Consider the following 16,234-nt stretch of genomic DNA (forward strand, 5'->3'; position numbering starts at 1 on the left):
TCATAAGGGGGAAAACTGTTACCTATGTATCCGGTTCAAAGTGTTACCCATCTATCGGCTGGACACCGGCAGGACAATGAGGGGCAGCGCCAAACCTCCTCGTCTCCGAAAATGGACTCTGACCGCCTCAACCACTGCGGGCAGGCAGCGTAGCCCTTACGCCAGCTTCGCCAGCAGCTTCATGAAGGTGGCGATCTCCTTGGCTGAGAGCGGCGCCAGTGTCTCCTGGGTGATCTCGCGGGCCAGCGGGATCAGGCGCTCGATGGCGTCGCGGCCTTCTGCGGTCAGATTGACCAGCAGCCGCCTTTTGTCGGCCTCGTGCTTGGAAAGCTCGACCAGGCCGCGCGCCTTCAGCCGGTCGATGACGCCCTTCACCGTCGCCGCATCCATGGCGATCAGCGTGCCGAGCTGGTTCTGCGAGGTCTCGCCGACATCGCGCAGCTTGGCGAGTGCTGCGAATTGCGGCGGCGTCAGGTCGCCGATATGCGCGGCAAAGATCGAGACATGGCGCTGATGCGCCTTGCGCAGGATGAAGCCGACCTGCTCCTGCAGGAGGTAATCGTGTTCCTCAGGCTCTTCGACCTCGACGAGCTTGAGCAGATTGTCCTCGGCGCTCATCGCAGCCCGTCCCAGGCCTTGATGTCCTTGGCTGCCAGCCCGCCCATGCGGTCGTGCACGCGCGGGCCGCAGGTCATGGCGAGGCAGAACAGGATTTCGTCGGGACGCGGCCCGTCATTGATGCCGACTTCCATGGCGTCGAAATGGCTGCGCACATAGGCGGCGTTGATGTGGCCGAGCGGTACGTCGAGCTTTGAACCGAAAGCGCCGACCTTTTTCGCCGACGGCACGATCGCCTTGGCGTCGCCGAGCCGCTCGCGCATGGCGTAGCCGCCGGGCACATGCCAGAGCGCGCCGTGCTCGAGTTCGCCTGCTGTGCCGACAATGGCGCCCTTGCCATAGCCGTCGATCTGCTTCACGTCTCCGCCGAGCGCGGCGATCAACCGGTCGGCGAGCAACAGGCCGAGCGGCTTCAGGTCGTCCATGGCGCTCTGCAAGTCCTCGACATAGCGTCCGGCGAACGGGTTTTTCACCAGCGCCATGGCGACGGCGCGGCGGCGCGGCACCTGGGCCACCGGCCCGCCCTCGTGAAAGATCTCTTCGGTCAACACCGCGATTTTGCGGATCGGAAACTCAGGCATGCGCAACTTCCTTCCCTGGGATTTTGTTGGGCGCGGCAAGCGCCATGGAACCACTGATGCGGGTCTGGCCTGCAAGGAAGAGCGCCGATGCGGCGATCAATCCCCTGCGGCGGAAATCTTCGGCGACGGCAAGCCCGCTGTCCAGCGCCATGGCAATCTCCGCTGGGGAAAGCCGGCCGACCTCTTGCGTGACAGGCCTGTCGCCAAGGTCGCTGTCCGGCGCCAGATCGCGCGCCGGCACACGCCGGATGGCCGGATGGCCGGGCAGATCGACGGCATTGGCGATCAGCGTCGCGGCGGCATCGGCTTCGGCTCCGGTCTTCGCGAGCACGGTGACGGCGTCGGCAATGCCCAGCGAAAACGAGCGTCCGCGCCAGCCGCTGGTGGCAAAGCCGCGCACGCCATCCTCGGCGCGGATGATGATGCGGTCCGCAAGACCGTGTCCGGTGCCGGCGATGGCAAGCATCATGGACTGGCCGGTGCCGAGGTGGATGGCGCTATCGCCGCCATTGTTGACATAGGCGCGATCGAGCTGGCGACCCTCCAGCAGCGCATCAAGCATTTCGTCGGCTACCGAACCGGCGACGGCGGCCATCGGCGTGATGAATTTTTCCGCCAGCGGCACAATTGCCGCCTCCATGCGCCGTGCTGTCGACCCGGAGAACAGACGGGGGCGCAATGACGTGGGGCGTCGCAGGCCGGGTAGTTCATCAACCAGTTCGGTCAGAATGGTCTGGAACCGAGCTGCAGCCTGTTCATAGGCCAAGCGGCGTTCGTGCGCCTCGCCAAAGGCCTCGACGATCAAGTCGATCGGCCCGTGGTTGAGATGCAGCCGCTTGCCGTCCTGCAGCCAATGCGCTTGCGGGCCTTGCATCACCCGGTCTCGTTCGACGCAGCGCGGCGCAATTGCGCCAGCGGCGGCCATGGATTGCCGGCCGCAGCACACGTTCCGCGTCGCGGGTTGAGGTATTCGCCACCCCTAGCAACGATATCCTCGACGTTGCGGATCTCGGCCTCGTAGCCGCCCAGCCTGATGTAGTCGTCGCGGCGTAGGGTGAATTCGATCGGCGCCACAAGTGCGGGGGTCGGCACATAGCCGAAGGCGCCCTCCGGCACCCTTGTGACATCGACCATCAGCGTGATGCCGCCGCCCGGCCAGACATAGACCGGCGCGCCGCCGACCGTCACATAGGTGGTCAGGCCTTGTACCGAACGGGTCAGGTTGACCGGGTTTTCGGTGACGCCGGCGCGCAGTGAACCACCGGCGCCGCCGATGAACAGCACGGTGCACAAAGCCGGTTCGCAATTGTCCTCGATCAACTCGACGGACTTTTGCAGCCGTTCGGGAAAAGGCTTCTGCACCGGCTTCAGCTCGTCGTCGAGCTCGTAATAGGCGAACTGCTCGCCGGTGGTCGAAACCATCAGCAACGACAGGCCCGGCCGCGCGCCCTTCTTGGCGTTCCATTCGCCGAGGATCGACAGCGGGTCGGATATGCTGGTGCCGCCCCAGCCGAGGCCGGGTTCGGAAACCTTGAAATAGCGGCCCGGCGTCGAGCGGCGGCCGATGATTTTTATGCCGGTGTCCTGCCAGCCCAGCACCTTGCCGGCCTGATGCTCCGAGACGACGCCGGTGATGTGGTCGTCGACCACCACTACCTCGTCGACCAGGCCGCGCCATTGCGTGGCGAACATGCCGATGGTCGCCGAGCCGCACCCGACACGCATGCGGTGTTCCTGCTTGCCGTCGATCACAGGTGGTTTGCCGGCTTCGACTGTGATGATGGCGCCGCCATCGATGGCTAGTTCGACAGGCTTGCGGTTGCACAGATTGAGCAGCGCGTCACAGGTGGCGCGGCCTTCAGCCTTGGAGCCGCCGGTCAGATGGTGCACGCCGCCAAGCGACAACATCTGAGAGCCATATTCGCCTGTCGTGACATGGCCGATCGCTTCGCCTTGCGACCGCACCACAGCCGTTTCGGGTCCGATATGACGGTCGGTGTCGATCTTCACCTTGACACCGCAATAGGAGAAGATGCCCTCGGTGACGACCGTGACGAGATCGACGCCCTCGACCTCCTGGCTGACGATGAACGGGGCCGGCTTGTAGTCGGGATAGGTGGTGCCGGCACCGATGGCGGTGACGAAGCGGCGGCCGGTGTTGATAAGTTCGCCGTCCCATGTCTCGCCCTCGGCAACGAACGGCACGATTGCCGCGCCGGCCTCCGCCGCATGGTCGAGGATGGTTAGCGGGTCCATCCGCACGATGCTGCCGCCGACATTGCCGTAGCGATCGCAAGCGCCGGTGCGGCCATCGGCGATGTAGCACATCACCGGACAGGCATCGCAGCGGATCTTCTCCGCCACCAGCTTCTCGCCGGGATCGTGGGTTTCGAAGCGTTCGGCAAGCTCGCTCATCGGCGTGCCTCCTTTTCGCAAATGGCGGCGCGGATACGCGTCGGCGTCGCCGGAATCTTGGTGACCAGGACGCCGGTGGCGTGGCGGATGGCGTTGAGGATCGCAGGCGCCGTCGGGATCAGCACATGCTCGCCCAACCCCTTGGCGCCAAAGGGTCCTTCCGGATCCGGAACTTCTATCAGGATGGTTTCGATCGGCGGCACGTCGCCGATGGTCGGAATGAGATAGTCGTGCAAATTCTCGGTGCGGCCGGGAATATACTCTTCCATCAGCGCCATGCCGATGCCTTGCGCGATACCGCCTTCGATCTGGCCTTCGACCAGCAGCGGGTTGATCGCCTTGCCGACATCGTGCGCGGCTGTGATCTTGATCAACTTCACCGTGCCGAGCTTGAGGTCGACCTCCAGTTCGGCAATCTGCGCGCCATAGCCATAGACGGCGTAGGGTTTGCCCTGTCCCTTGGCGTCGAGTGGCAGCGTCGGCGGGTCGTAGGTCTCCTCGGCGCGGAAGACGAAGCCTTCGGCATCCACGTCGAGCGAGGCGAGGTCGATACGGCGAGTGGCTTCACCTTCGCGGATGGCGATCGCCGGGCCGTCAAGCTGCAGGGCTGCGTTTTCGGAAACATTGGCAAAGCGCAGTATCTGTTCGCGCAAGGCGCGGCCGGCCTTTTCGGCCGCCTTGCCGGTGACGAAGGTCTGGCGCGAGGCCGATGTCTTGCCGGCGTCGGGACTGATCGATGTATCGGCGCTCTTCAGCTGGAATTTCTCCAGCGGCAGGCCAAGCGCGTCGGCGCAGATCTGGGCGATGACGGTGTTCGAACCCTGGCCGATATCGACGGCGCCTTGGTGTAGGATGACCGTGCCGTCAGCCGCGATGCCGACGCGGATGGTCGACGGGTTAGGCAGCGAGGTGTTGCCGCAGCCGTACCAGCAGGAGGCGATGCCTACGCCGCGCTTTTTGTCTCTGTTGGTACCGTTGAACGCATCCGCGTCGGCTTTCGCGCGCGCCCAATGCGGCCGCAGCGATTCGAGGCATTCGGCAATGCCGACGCCTGAGTCCAGACGCTGCCCGGTAACCGTTTCGGACCCGTTCCGAAGGCAGTTTCTCGTCCGAAAGTCGAGCCGATCCATGCCGAGCTTGCCGGCCAGCTCGTCATAGAGCGTCTCCTGCATGATCGTCGCCTGCGGCACACCGAAGCCGCGGAAGGCGCCGGAAATCGGCCCATGCGTGTGAATAGCGCGGCCCTCGGCACGGTAGTTCGGCGTCGCATAGGGGCCGGATGCATGCACCGGCACGCGGTTGGCGACCGTCGGCCCCCAGCTTGCATAGGCGCCGGTGTTGAAATCGCCTTCGAAGGTCATGCCGGTGACATGGCCATCGGCATCGGCGCCGATGGTCGCTTTCATCTCGGCTGGATGGCGCTTGGTGGTCGAAATCATCGATTCGGTGCGGGTGTAGGCGAGTGCCGTCGGCCGCCCCGTCTTCAGCGCTACAAGGCCGATCAGCGGCTGCAGCGAGACATCGAGTTTCGAGCCGAAGCCGCCACCCGTCGCGGTCGGCACAATGCGCACCTTGTCGACGGCAAGGCCGAGCACCTTCGCAGTCTCGTCGCGATCCATATAGGGTGCCTGGGTGCAGGCGACGACCACCAGCGTGTCGCCGTCCAGGTAGGCATAGCCGGCCTCTGGTTCGATATAGGCATGTTCGACATAGGAGGTGTCGATGGCGCCGGACACGATGAACGCCGCGCCGGCGAGAGCCGTCTCGGGGTCACCGTGTTCGACGAAGCCGGCAGTAAGCAGGTTTGCCGGCCGATTGTCATGAATGAGCTTGGCACCGCCGGCCCGCGCTTCGCAAGGCTGCAGAAAATGCGGCAGTTCGGTCCAGCGAACCGGAAAATCCGAAAGGTCGAGATCGAGGATCGCCTCGCGCTCGCCGGCAACGAGCGCCACCGCCTCGCCGCGAAGGCGGGCAAACCCTTCGGCCAGCGCCGGCTGGTCGGCGAACGGCCCGATGACGCCGAAACAATTCTTGCCGGGAATGTCGGCGGCGGTGAAGACAGCGGCGATGCCGGGATGTGCCTTCGCCCAGCCGTCGAGGTCGCCGAAGGCGAAGCCGGCGTGATAATGCGGCGATCGGACCACCAGCACGGCCAGCGCGTCGGCAGGGAAAGAATCGCCGCCGAATTTTTCACCGCCGGTGACTTTTGGCACGCCGTCGAGCCTGACGGGGGAGGAGCCGATCGCCTGGCCGGATTGAGGCAAGCGGAAATCGAGGCTTGCTGCTTGCTGCGACGCATCCATCACCGCCGCGATGATCTTCCGGTAGCCGGTACAGCGGCATAGAATCCCGCCCAGCGCGTCCTGCACCTCGGTCTCGGTCGGGTTAGGCTGCTTGTCCAACAATGCCGTTGCCGCGACCAGCAGCGCTGGCGTGCAGATGCCGCACTGCGCCGCGCCATGGGCAAGGAACGAGGCTTGCAGCGCCGACAACCGGCCATTGGCGAGGCCTTCAACGGTTGTAACCGACGTTCCGGCAGCGGACGCAGCCGACATCAGGCAGGCGCAGACGGGATCGCCGTCGACCAGCACCGTGCAGGCACCGCAATCGCCGGCATCGCAGCCGACCTTGGTGCCGGTCAGCAGCAATTCGTCGCGCAGTACCGAGGACAGCCGGCGCAGCGGCGGTACGTTGACCGAGATGGCGTCGCCATTGACCTCGAAGGCGATATCGGCCCGCGCAGCGCCGAAGCCAGGCTGGATGTTGCCCGGATCGGGCAGGGCTTCACTCACTTCAGTCTGAACCTGGCTCATGCCGCCGCCACCTCGTCGCTAGTCGTTCGCCCCACGGCCGCGAGCACGGCGCGTGCAACGATTTCGCGCACCGCATCGAGCCGGTATTCGGCGCTGCCGCGCACATCGGCAATCGGCGACAGCTCGCCCATCGGCGCAGACTGGACCGCGTCGGCCAGTCTGCCGTCCACCGGCAGCCCGCTCAGCGCGGCTTCGACGCCGGCCAGCCGCTTGGCCACTACCGAGCAGGAGCCGGCGGCGACGGCCGCTTGCCGGACAGTGCCGTTGTCGACGACCAGACGTGCCGCCACCATGGCGATGGAAATGACGAGGTAGCGCCGTGCACCGAGCTTGACGAAAGCCGACGTGCCGCTGGGCTTAGGCACGCGGATGGCCGTCACCATCTCGCCGGGCAGCAGAGCCGTGCGGCGGGTGCCCAGAATGAAGTCCTGCAACGGCAGATGCCGCGTCACCGTCGTCGAACGCAGCTCGACCTCGGCATCGAGGACGAGCAGGGCCGGCACACCGTCGGCGGCCGGCGAGGCGTTGCAGAGATTGCCGGCGACCGAGGCGACGTTCTGGATCTGCGCCGAGCCGACCTCTCGCGCCGCCTGCTTCAGCGCGTCGAAGGCCGGCGGCAAGGAATGGCGAATGATATCGGTCCAGGTGGTACGCGCGCCGATGACGAAATGGCTGCCCGTGTCTGCAATGCCGCGCAGCGCCGCCAGGCCGTTGATGTCGAGGACATTGTCCCGGAACGGTTTGCTTCCCTGCGCCGGATAAAAATCGGTGCCGCCGGCAAGAATGCGCCAGGCACCCTCGCCAAGCAAAGCGAGCGCTTCGTCGACCGAGGTGGGTTTCGCGTAACGCATCACGCCTTGCCTTCCAGAAAAGAGGTCTTCCAGAACCGGTATTTCGAAAGATCCGGCCGGCATCGGCGGCCGGGGGAATTCATTCGTATGCAAATGATATCAAGCCGGCAGGAATTGTCAAAGCCGGAGTTTGCGCCCACTCGGTCGGCACGCATTTGTTATGCCTTGAGAGGTTGACGCCGCGGCCCTTCTGGTCAAGTTTCTGCGTCCGGTCGCGTCAGCGGCATTTTCCACTGGAGCCTACATACGGAAGAGGAAAGCCCATGGCCGACGAAGCGCTTGTTGTCATCGACCTGCAGAACGACTTTTGTCCGGGCGGCGCGCTGGCGGTTGCCGGCGGCGACGAGATCGTGCCGCTGGTCAACGACCTGATCCGGCACACCGACCATGTCGTGCTGACGCAGGACTGGCACCCCGCCGGCCATTCGAGCTTTGCTTCCAGTCATCCAGGCGCGCAGCCTTTCACGATGATCGAAATGCCGTACGGCCAGCAGACGCTGTGGCCGGACCATTGCATCCAGGGCAGCCTGGGCTCTGATTTCCATTCCGGCCTCGCCTGGACCAAGGCCGAGCTCGTCATCCGCAAGGGATTTCGGCCTGATATCGACAGCTATTCGGCCTTCTTCGAGAACGACCGCACGACGCAGACCGGCCTTGCCGGCTATCTCCGGGAACGCGGCATCGACACGCTGACCCTGGTTGGTCTGGCGACCGATTTCTGCGTTGGCTTCTCGGCGCTGGATGCCGTCAGCCAGGGCTTCAAGACCACCGTCAGGCTCGATGCCTGCCGTGGCATCGATCTCAACGGTTCGCTCGATACGATGCTGCACCGCATGCGCGACGCCGGGGTGACGCTCGAAGATCCTTTGTCGGATTGAACGGACCGTGGGGCGCAAGAGGGGCTTTTTGCGGATCGCGACAAAGGCGGGCGCTGCGGTTGCCCTCGCAATGTCGTTTCCGGCACAGGCTCTCGCGGCGGAGGAACACGGTCTGCCCGGCGCCGTGATGTCGCTGTGGTGGGCGCTGCCCTTTGCCGGGCTTCTGTTGTCGATCGCCACCGGTCCCCTGCTCTTCCACCATGTCTGGGAGCATCACTACGGCAAGATCGCAGCACTTTGGGCAGCGCTGGTGATCGTGCCGCTGGCATTGGCCTTCGGTGTCCCCTCGGCGACCGAGGCGGTACTGCATACGCTGCTCACCGAATACATGTCGTTCATCATCCTGCTGTTTGCGCTGTTCACTATTTCGGGCGGCATTCTGGTCGCCGGCAACATTCACGGCACGCCGCTGGTCAATGCCGGGCTGTTGCTGGTCGGTGCACTACTCGCCTCGGTCATCGGCACGACCGGCGCCTCGATGATCCTGATCCGTCCGATTCTGCGCGCCAATGACGCCAGGCCGTTCAACGCCCATGTCGTGATCTTCTTCATCTTCCTGGTTTCCAACATCGGCGGCTCGCTGACCCCTTTGGGCGACCCGCCACTGTTCGTCGGCTTCCTGCGCGGTGTCGATTTCTTCTGGACGACCGCCAACCTCTGGTGTGAGACGCTGTTCGTCGGCGGTGTCGTGCTGGTCGTCTTCTTAGGCATCGACATCGTCCTGCACCGGCGCGAGGCTGGCGCGCCGAAGATCAAGGATCCGACGCCGGACACGAAGGTGCGTCTGCGCGGTCTCGCCAACCTTCCGCTGCTGGCCGGCGTGATCGGCGCGATCCTGCTGTCGGCTACCTGGAAGCCGGGAGTGAGCTTTTCCGTGTTCGGCGTGAGTCTCGAGCTGCAGAACCTGGTGCGCGACGCCATCATCCTTGCGCTGGCCCTGCTGTCGCTTCCCCTCTCCTACAAGAGCCACCGCGAGGCGAACGGCTTCAACTGGGGGCCGATCGCTGAAGTCGCAAAGCTGTTTGCCGGCATCTTCATCTGCATCGTGCCGGTCGTCGCCATCCTGAGAGCCGGGCATGACGGCGCGCTGGCGCCATTGGTCGCCCTCGTCACTTCGCCCTCGGGCGCGCCCAACGACCTCGCCTATTTCTGGCTGACCGGCGCGCTGTCGTCCTTCCTCGACAACGCGCCGACCTATCTGGTGTTCTTCGAGCTTGCCGGCGGCGACCCACGGCACCTGATGACGGAATTTGCCTCGACTTTGGCGGCGATCTCGGCCGGCGCGGTGTTCATGGGCGCCAACACCTATATCGGCAATGCGCCGAACTTCATGGTCTACGCCATCGCCCGACATCGCGGCGTGAAGATGCCGGGCTTTTTCGGCTATATGGCATGGTCGGGCCTGGTACTGATCCCGATATTTTTGGGTGCGGGTTTTCTGTTCTTCGGCTGATCAACCCACGCCGACATAGCGGCGGACCGCCGACGGGTCGGCGCGCAGTTGCTCGACATCGACCGTTTCGCGATTGCGGCCGTTTTCGATGAAGGCAACGCGGTCGGCGACGGACAGCACCGCATCGACCCGTTGCTCGACCAAAATGGTCGAAACGTCCATGTCACGCAGCTTCGACACCGTCTCGCGGATCTTGGCGATCATCGACGGCATCAGCCCTTCGGTCGGCTCGTCGAGCAGCAGAACCTGCGGCTCCAGGCAAAGCGCGCGCGCCATCGCCAGCATCTGCTGTTCGCCGCCGGACAGCGTGCCCGAGCGCTGCCGCAGTCGCTGGCGCAGCAGCGGGAAGAGGTCGAGCACGTTTTCGCGCGTCGCCTTGCCCTTGCCGCGTGCCATCAGCCCGATCTCGATGTTTTCGGCCACCGTCATCTCGGCGAACAGCCGTCTTCCCTGCGGCACATAGGCGACCCCAGCCTTGGGCACCTCGTGCGCCGGCAGTCCTGTCAATTCCTTGCCTTCGAGTCTGATCGAGCCGGCGCTTGAGGGAACCAGCCCCATAATGGCTTTGAGCGTCGTCGTCTTGCCGGCCCCGTTGCGGCCGAACAGGCACAGCACCTCGCCCTTGTTCAGCGTGAGGTCTAGTCCATAGAGCACCTGGACCTCGCCATAGAAGCAGTCGAGCCCCGAAATAGTCAGTGCTTGAGACTTCGCTTCGGCCCTGTTTGTTTCGGTCATGGGGCGGTCCCCAGATAGGCTTCCTGCACCGCGGCGTTCTCGCGGATCGCTTCGGGCGTACCTTCGGCCAGAATCTTGCCGGCGTTGAAGACGGTGATGCGGTCGGCGAGTTGCATGACAACAGGCATGTTATGCTCGATCAAAAGCACGGTGGCGTTTTTGGCGATTTCGCGCACCACAGTGATGAAATTGTCGATCTCGCTGTCAGCCAGACCTTGTGTCGGTTCGTCGAGGATCAGCAGGCGCGGCTTCAGCGCCAGGCCCATCGCCACTTCCAGCAGGCGCTGATGGCCGTAGGACAATTGCCCGGCCGGCATATGCGCACGATCGGCCAGCCCCGTGCGTTCGAGCGCCGCCATGACGCCAGCCCGCACCGCGCCCTTCGAGCGGCCATCGCTCAGGGTCCGCTGCACCGGCAGCGCGACATTGTCGTAGGCGGAAAGATTGCCGAAGACGCTGGTGATCTGGAAGGTGTAGGCGATGCCTTGGCGAACCCTGATATAGCCCGGCTGGTTTGTGATGTCGGCACCATCGAAGATTATCATTCCGGAAGATGGCTGGATGCGGCCGCTGACCAGGCTGACGAAAGTGGTCTTCCCCGCCCCGTTCGGTCCGATGACGGCGCGGATTTCGCCCGGCATCAGTTCGAAATCGACGCCGTCGACGGCGCGCAGGCCGCCGAAGTTTCGCGACAGGCCCTTGGTGGTCAAAAGCGGCATCATGGCAGCCACCCGAGCCAGCGCTGGCGGATGCTGCCCAGAATGCCTTTCGGGAAAAACAGCACCAAAAGGATGAGCGCGATGCCGACGATCAGCAGATAGGCTGACGTGTAGCCGCTGGTGATGTCGATGACATAATACATGAACAGCGTGCCGATCAGCGGCCCAAGCGTTGTGGCGGCACCGCCCAGCAGCACCCAGAGCAGCGGCAGGATCGAATACTGCACCGAAGCGAAACTCGATCCGACATAACCGAACAACAGCGCATAGGCGGCGCCCGAGGCCGCGCAGATGGTGCCGGAGATGACGACGGCGGCGAGTTTGTTGGAGAAGGTGTCGTAGCCGAGCATCTTCGTCCGCTCCTCATTCTCGCGGATGGCGACCAGCACGCGGCCATATCGGGAGCGGACGATCGCCAATGTGACGAGCAGCACGATGGAAAACAGCCCTAGCGCCATCATGTAGCGCACGGTCGGATTGGTGAGCTCGAGCGATGTCGCGCCGAAGCTGAGCACGCGCGCCGGCTGCGGCACGACCATGCCCTGGTCGCCACCGGTCCATGCCGCGAGGTAGAGAATGAGGAGATAAAAAACCTGCGCAAACATCATGGTGACGATCATGAAGGCGACACCCGTGGTGCGCAGCGCCAACAGGCCGATCACCAGCGCCAGCACCGCGCCGCAGGCAATTCCGCCAAGGAAGGCCAAGGGCACGCTCCAGCCGAGCTGGATGACGGCGAGGCCGGCGCCGTACAGTCCGGCAGCAAAGAACATGGCATGGCCGAGGCTGAGCAGGCCGACATAGCCGAACAGCATGTTGTAACCCATGGCAAAGACCGCCAGCACCATGATGCGGGCAAGCAGGCCGTGATAATACTCCGGCAGCAGGAAGCTCAGCACGAAGAGCAGCGCGATGACGCCCAGATGTAAAGCGTAGGCTTTTGCCGGCGAAGCTTCGCTCATCGCGATGCCGTCCCGAACAGGCCTTGCGGCCGGAACACCAGCACCATGGCGACGAGCAGGGTGGCGATGATCTTGGCCAGCGTCGGCGAGAAGAACATCGAGATGATGCCGTCGGAGAGGCCGATCAGCACGGCGGCGACGACCGTGCCGCGCAGCGAGCCGAGGCCGCCGATGATGACGACGATGAAGGAGAGCAGCAGCGGATCCTGCCCCATCAGGTAGTGCGCCTGGCTGATCGGCACGATCAGCACCGCGGCGATGGCCGCCAGCATGGCGCCAAGCGCGAAGACGCCGCCATAGACGCGTCCCACGGGAATGCCGAAGGCTTGCGCCGTCTCGCTGTCATACTGCGTGGCGCGCATGACGAGGCCGATCTTGGTGCGCGTCAGCACCAGCCAGGTCGCGATCAGCAGCAGCGCTGAAGCGGCGATGATCGACAGCTTGTAGCCGGAATAGCCGAACCACGGCAGAAGGATGCGATAGCTGAACGGCGGCTCCACCGGCCGCGCCTCCGGACCATAGAAGGTCAGCGCCAGCTGCTGGATGATGTAGAGCATGCCGATGGTGGCGACGATGGTGGCTTCCGGATTGTAGTTGAGCCGGCGCAGCACCAGCCGTTCGGCGACCAGTGCTATGGCGCCGACGATCAGCGGCGCAATCACCAATGCAGCCAGGAAGCCGAGTGCCGGGTGGCCGCCGATCGCCGTGGTGATCGCCCAGGCGAGCACGGCGCCGAGCATGAAGAACTCGCCATGCGCGACATTGACCACCCGCATGACGCCGAACACCAGCGACAGACCAAGCGCCGTCAGCGCCAGCACGGCCGAGGTGACGAGACCTTCGAGGGCGGCGAGGAGGAGGTGGGGACCGAAGTGCATCGGCTAAGTACCGGCAGGCGCCAAGTGCACCCCCCTCTGGCCTGCCGGCCATCTCCCCCGCAAGGGGGGAGATTGGATGTCGTCGCCGGTTTCGCCAATCGCCAACGCCGGCAGATAAGTGCCGCCGCAAGAACCGCCGATCTCCCCCCTTGCGGGGGAGATGTCCGGCAGGACAGAGGGGGGTGACTTGGCTCCCACGCTTACAGACGAAGCTCTGTCTAAAGCGCCTGCGTCGTATAATCCCCCTCGGCCTCGTAAAGCCCGTCCTCGATCTTGGTCTTGTGCACGACCTTGAGCTTGCCGCCTTCGACCTTGGAGATGTTCTGGATGCCAAAGCACTGGTGGATCTTGCCGTTGAAGGTTTTCGGTCCCTGCGGATGCTCGGGCCCCTCGGCGAATTCGGTCAGCGCCTCGGTCGCCTCGACCAGCTTGGCGCGGTCTTCCGGGCCCTTGTAGCCGGCGTCTTCCATCGCCTTCTTGACGACGTAGAGCGTCTCCCAGCAGCCGAACATGTGGGCTGCGGTCGAGACGTCCTTGGGGTCGCCGACGGCAGCACCATTGTCGTCGATGCCGACGGCGGCGCGGTAGGCCCTCTGCGCCGCGGAATCGTCTGGCTGCGCATAGCGCGGCGAGCCTTCCCAGAAATGGCTGCCGTCGAGGAACTCGAGTCCGGGGCTGTTGATGTCGGTGGCTTCGAGCGAATCGATGAAACCAAACAATTGCGGCCGGTTGGAGCCGTAGAACTCGCCGAGTTCCTTGACGAAGGTGAGCACCGCCGGGCCGACCATGACGTGGTAGATCACTTCGGTCTCGGTCGGAATCTGTGGGAAATACTTGGTGAAGGACGATTCCGTCGGCGGGATGGCGATCTGCGCGATGACCTCGGCGCCTTGCGCCTTCAGTGCCGGCGGCAGGTAGTCGCGATGGTCGTAGCCGAAGGCGAAATCCGGGAAGATCTGCGTCACCTTCTTGCCGGCATTGGCCGCGATCCACGGCGCCATCGACTGGATCTGGCTCTTCACGTCGGTGATGCCGGGCTGGAAGACATAACGATTGAGCTTGGTCGAGGCGACGTGGTGGCCTTCGCTGACGACGAAATAGGGCATCTTGTTTTCGCCGGCAGCGGGCGCCGAACCGATGACGACATGCGAGAACAGCGTGCCGAAGACGATGTCGGTCTTGTGCTGGGTGGCGAACTTGCCAACCACCTCGGCGCCACGGCCGGGATCGGTGCCGTCATCCTCGATGATCACCTCGACCTGGCGGCCATTGATGCCACCGGCGGCGTTGATCGCCTTGACCGCGGCAGCCGTCGCCTTCTCGTACCAGCGGCCATAGGCGGCGCCGATGCCGGTGCGGTGCGACTGGAAGCCGATCTTGATCGGCGCCGAGCTCTGCGCCTGGGAATAGCGGACGAAGCCGGGGGCGACGGCGAGGCCGGCGCCCGCGGCCAGACCCTTCAGCGCCGTGCGGCGGGTGAGGGCAGTCTTGGAGAGGTCGAAAAATCCGTTCTTGTCAGCCATGTTCGTTCCCCTGTTTTTCAGTCTTGACCAACGATTAAGGCGCTTCGGCATCCTCGCTAAGAGGACGTGAAAAATTGCATGTGTACAAACTAAATCACCAAAGCCTTGGTGTGGCAAGCGAGCTTCCCGAACGATATCGAGGCCGCCTTTTTCTCATCCGACGGTCGGCGTGGCAAGCAACCAGAGGCCGAAGACGGTGTAGGCGATCATCAGTAGAGTGAGCGGGAACTGGCTAAGTGCCGCGCGGGACGGCTGCGGGTGCAGGCGCCAGGCGAAGCCGTGGGCGACGAGGACGGCGAGCACATGGCCAAGGACGATGGTGCCGGCCTGGACATTCCACAGCCACCAGGCGGAATCCGCCCCGGCAACGATGCCGGCCTCGATCTGCATGTCGGCGGTGCCGAACAGGTTCCAGCCCAGCGCGAACGGATCGGAAAGTGCTGCAAGCGCATATTGGCCGTCGACAAGTAGCGCCGTCAGATAATGCGCGACATGATAGGCGAGCGCGATCGGCACGATCGACCAGACCAGCAGGCCAGCTGCCTGGCCAAAAGTGTGATCGCTGCCGGCGAGACGCTGGCCGAGCCAGACGGCAAGCAGGAACACCGCCGCCAGCAGCGCGAATGTGAGGACAAGCCCGAGCGTGCCGCTGCCGATAACCGCGGTGCGGCCGGGAAATTCGAGCGGATTGATACCGAACAGGCCGAGCCAGAAGAAGGTTTTCGACAGGCCATCGAAGGACACCGACGACAGGGCCAGCAGCAGGAAGGCAATGCCGCTGGTCGGCAACGGCTCCGCGGCGAGCAGTTTGGCGCCCGGCCAGCATAGCGCAAGCCGGCCGGCTTCGTTGCGCTCGACGATAGCGAAGCGCGCCACCATCGAGAAGAAGACCGTCAGGAATTCGCCGCTGCGGCTCCAGGCGCGATAGCCGAACGCCAGCATCGCAAGGAAGGTGAACAACCAGTAGAGGCCGGCAGCATATGCCAGTCGCGCCGGATCATCCGGCGCCGGATCGATGAGTTCGAACCAGGCAAAGGCGAAGAACAGTATCACCGCCGGCCAGCAGCCGAGCCATCCAGGCAGACGCCATCTCCCGTCGTTGTCTCCACCCAACAGGCGCGAGACGAGACGCCATGGCCCAACCCACGGGTTGAGCCATGTCCAGAGATCGCCGAAGACGCCCTGCAGCAGCGCAACGCCAGCCCACAGCAGGGTCCAGATCACCAGAGGCAGCGGGTTGGAGAGCGGGTCGCGGCTGCCGAAAAAGGCGGCGGCGATGAGAATTGCAAAGCCGGCAAAGGAGATCAGGCTGACGGTGGTTCGGAAGGCGTCGCCAAAGCCGAAGAGCGGCAGGCGCCGGCGCCAGAAACGATCAAGCCAATCCGCCGGCAGCAGAGACAGGACGAGGAAGCTGACGGCGACGGCGAAGGCGCCGCCGACCAGGTAGTAGCCGGTCGGCAGGAGCAGGACGTGGCCTCGGTCGGAGGCGTGGGCGAAGGCGTGGGTGGGGAAGAAGGCTAGCAAAGCGATGAGGCATGGGGGCGCAACTCTCGCAGGAAGGCACTCTACGGCGCCCCCCTCTGTCCTGCCGGACATCTCCCCCTCAAGGGGGGAGATTAGCAGTTTCTTTGATCGGCGCCTTTTTTGCTGCGTGGAAGATTGGCGAAAGCCGAAATGAAAGCCAATCTCCCCCCTTGAGGGGGAGATGTCCGGCAGGACAGAGGGGGGCGCTAAGGAACTCACGCTATCGAAGAGCCCCACCACCCCTCACACCTTGACCAGTTGCTCCACGCGGTCCTTCTCGCCAA

Annotated in this window: 14 protein-coding genes; 2 read left to right on the forward strand and 12 right to left on the reverse strand. The window is 64.3% G+C overall.

Going from position 1 to position 16,234, the window contains the following annotated elements; genetic code table 11:
• Positions 1-156: 156 nt before the first annotated feature.
• The 6 genes from NKI73_RS32160 to NKI73_RS32185 are packed head-to-tail and all read right to left on the reverse strand — an operon-like array spanning position 157 to position 7,281.
• Complete coding sequence (locus tag NKI73_RS32160) at positions 157-618, reverse strand: MarR family winged helix-turn-helix transcriptional regulator (protein WP_352635922.1); 462 nt, start codon at positions 616-618, stop codon at positions 157-159.
• Positions 615-1,199, reverse strand: coding sequence for an amino acid synthesis family protein (locus NKI73_RS32165; protein WP_352635923.1), 585 nt, complete (start codon positions 1,197-1,199; stop codon positions 615-617). Before NKI73_RS32165 ends, NKI73_RS32160 begins: the two co-directional genes overlap by 4 nt.
• Complete coding sequence (locus NKI73_RS32170; RefSeq protein WP_352635925.1) at positions 1,192-2,073, reverse strand: UPF0280 family protein; 882 nt, start codon at positions 2,071-2,073, stop codon at positions 1,192-1,194. The genes NKI73_RS32165 and NKI73_RS32170 overlap by 8 nt, the downstream gene beginning before the upstream one ends.
• A complete protein-coding gene (locus NKI73_RS32175; RefSeq protein ID WP_352635927.1) occupies positions 2,073-3,614 on the reverse strand; it encodes a 6-hydroxynicotinate reductase in 1,542 nt (513 codons plus the stop codon). The genes NKI73_RS32170 and NKI73_RS32175 overlap by 1 nt, the downstream gene beginning before the upstream one ends.
• A complete protein-coding gene (locus NKI73_RS32180) occupies positions 3,611-6,427 on the reverse strand; it encodes a molybdopterin-dependent oxidoreductase (protein ID WP_352635929.1) in 2,817 nt (938 codons plus the stop codon). Before NKI73_RS32180 ends, NKI73_RS32175 begins: the two co-directional genes overlap by 4 nt.
• The gene (locus NKI73_RS32185) at positions 6,424-7,281 is read right to left on the reverse strand and encodes an FAD binding domain-containing protein (RefSeq protein ID WP_352635931.1); all 858 of its coding nucleotides are present in this window, start codon (positions 7,279-7,281) and stop codon (positions 6,424-6,426) included. The genes NKI73_RS32180 and NKI73_RS32185 overlap by 4 nt, the downstream gene beginning before the upstream one ends.
• 260 nt (positions 7,282-7,541) lie before the next feature.
• On the opposite strand from NKI73_RS32185, the gene pncA reads away from it, so the two are divergent.
• On the forward strand, positions 7,542-8,156 hold the full coding sequence (gene pncA, locus NKI73_RS32190; protein WP_352635933.1) for a bifunctional nicotinamidase/pyrazinamidase: 615 nt from the start codon (positions 7,542-7,544) through the stop codon (positions 8,154-8,156).
• A gap of 70 nt (positions 8,157-8,226) precedes the next feature.
• A complete protein-coding gene (locus NKI73_RS32195) occupies positions 8,227-9,609 on the forward strand; it encodes a sodium:proton antiporter (protein ID WP_352635946.1) in 1,383 nt (460 codons plus the stop codon).
• Here NKI73_RS32195 and NKI73_RS32200 read toward each other — a convergent pair whose 3' ends face one another.
• The 6 genes from NKI73_RS32200 to NKI73_RS32225 all read right to left on the reverse strand — a co-directional run bounded on the left by NKI73_RS32200 (position 9,610) and on the right by NKI73_RS32225 (position 16,022).
• Positions 9,610-10,344, reverse strand: coding sequence for an ABC transporter ATP-binding protein (locus tag NKI73_RS32200; protein WP_352635935.1), 735 nt, complete (start codon positions 10,342-10,344; stop codon positions 9,610-9,612). It lies immediately after the preceding gene.
• The gene (locus NKI73_RS32205; RefSeq protein ID WP_352635937.1) at positions 10,341-11,066 is read right to left on the reverse strand and encodes an ABC transporter ATP-binding protein; all 726 of its coding nucleotides are present in this window, start codon (positions 11,064-11,066) and stop codon (positions 10,341-10,343) included. Before NKI73_RS32205 ends, NKI73_RS32200 begins: the two co-directional genes overlap by 4 nt.
• On the reverse strand, positions 11,063-12,025 hold the full coding sequence (locus tag NKI73_RS32210) for a branched-chain amino acid ABC transporter permease (protein WP_352635939.1): 963 nt from the start codon (positions 12,023-12,025) through the stop codon (positions 11,063-11,065). Before NKI73_RS32210 ends, NKI73_RS32205 begins: the two co-directional genes overlap by 4 nt.
• Positions 12,022-12,903, reverse strand: coding sequence for a branched-chain amino acid ABC transporter permease (locus NKI73_RS32215; RefSeq protein WP_352635940.1), 882 nt, complete (start codon positions 12,901-12,903; stop codon positions 12,022-12,024). Before NKI73_RS32215 ends, NKI73_RS32210 begins: the two co-directional genes overlap by 4 nt.
• A 218-nt stretch (positions 12,904-13,121) precedes the next feature.
• Positions 13,122-14,426, reverse strand: a complete 1,305-nt coding sequence (locus tag NKI73_RS32220; RefSeq protein WP_352635942.1) for an ABC transporter substrate-binding protein — start codon at positions 14,424-14,426, stop codon at positions 13,122-13,124.
• Between the two features lie 153 nt (positions 14,427-14,579).
• Positions 14,580-16,022 (reverse strand): hypothetical protein, encoded by a 1,443-nt coding sequence (locus NKI73_RS32225; RefSeq protein ID WP_352635944.1) that lies wholly within the window; start codon positions 16,020-16,022, stop codon positions 14,580-14,582.
• Between the last annotated feature and the right edge of the window lie 212 nt (positions 16,023-16,234).

The sequence above is a fragment of the Mesorhizobium sp. M0496 genome, assembly GCF_040321205.1.
Taxonomy (GTDB): Bacteria; Pseudomonadota; Alphaproteobacteria; order Rhizobiales; family Rhizobiaceae; genus Mesorhizobium.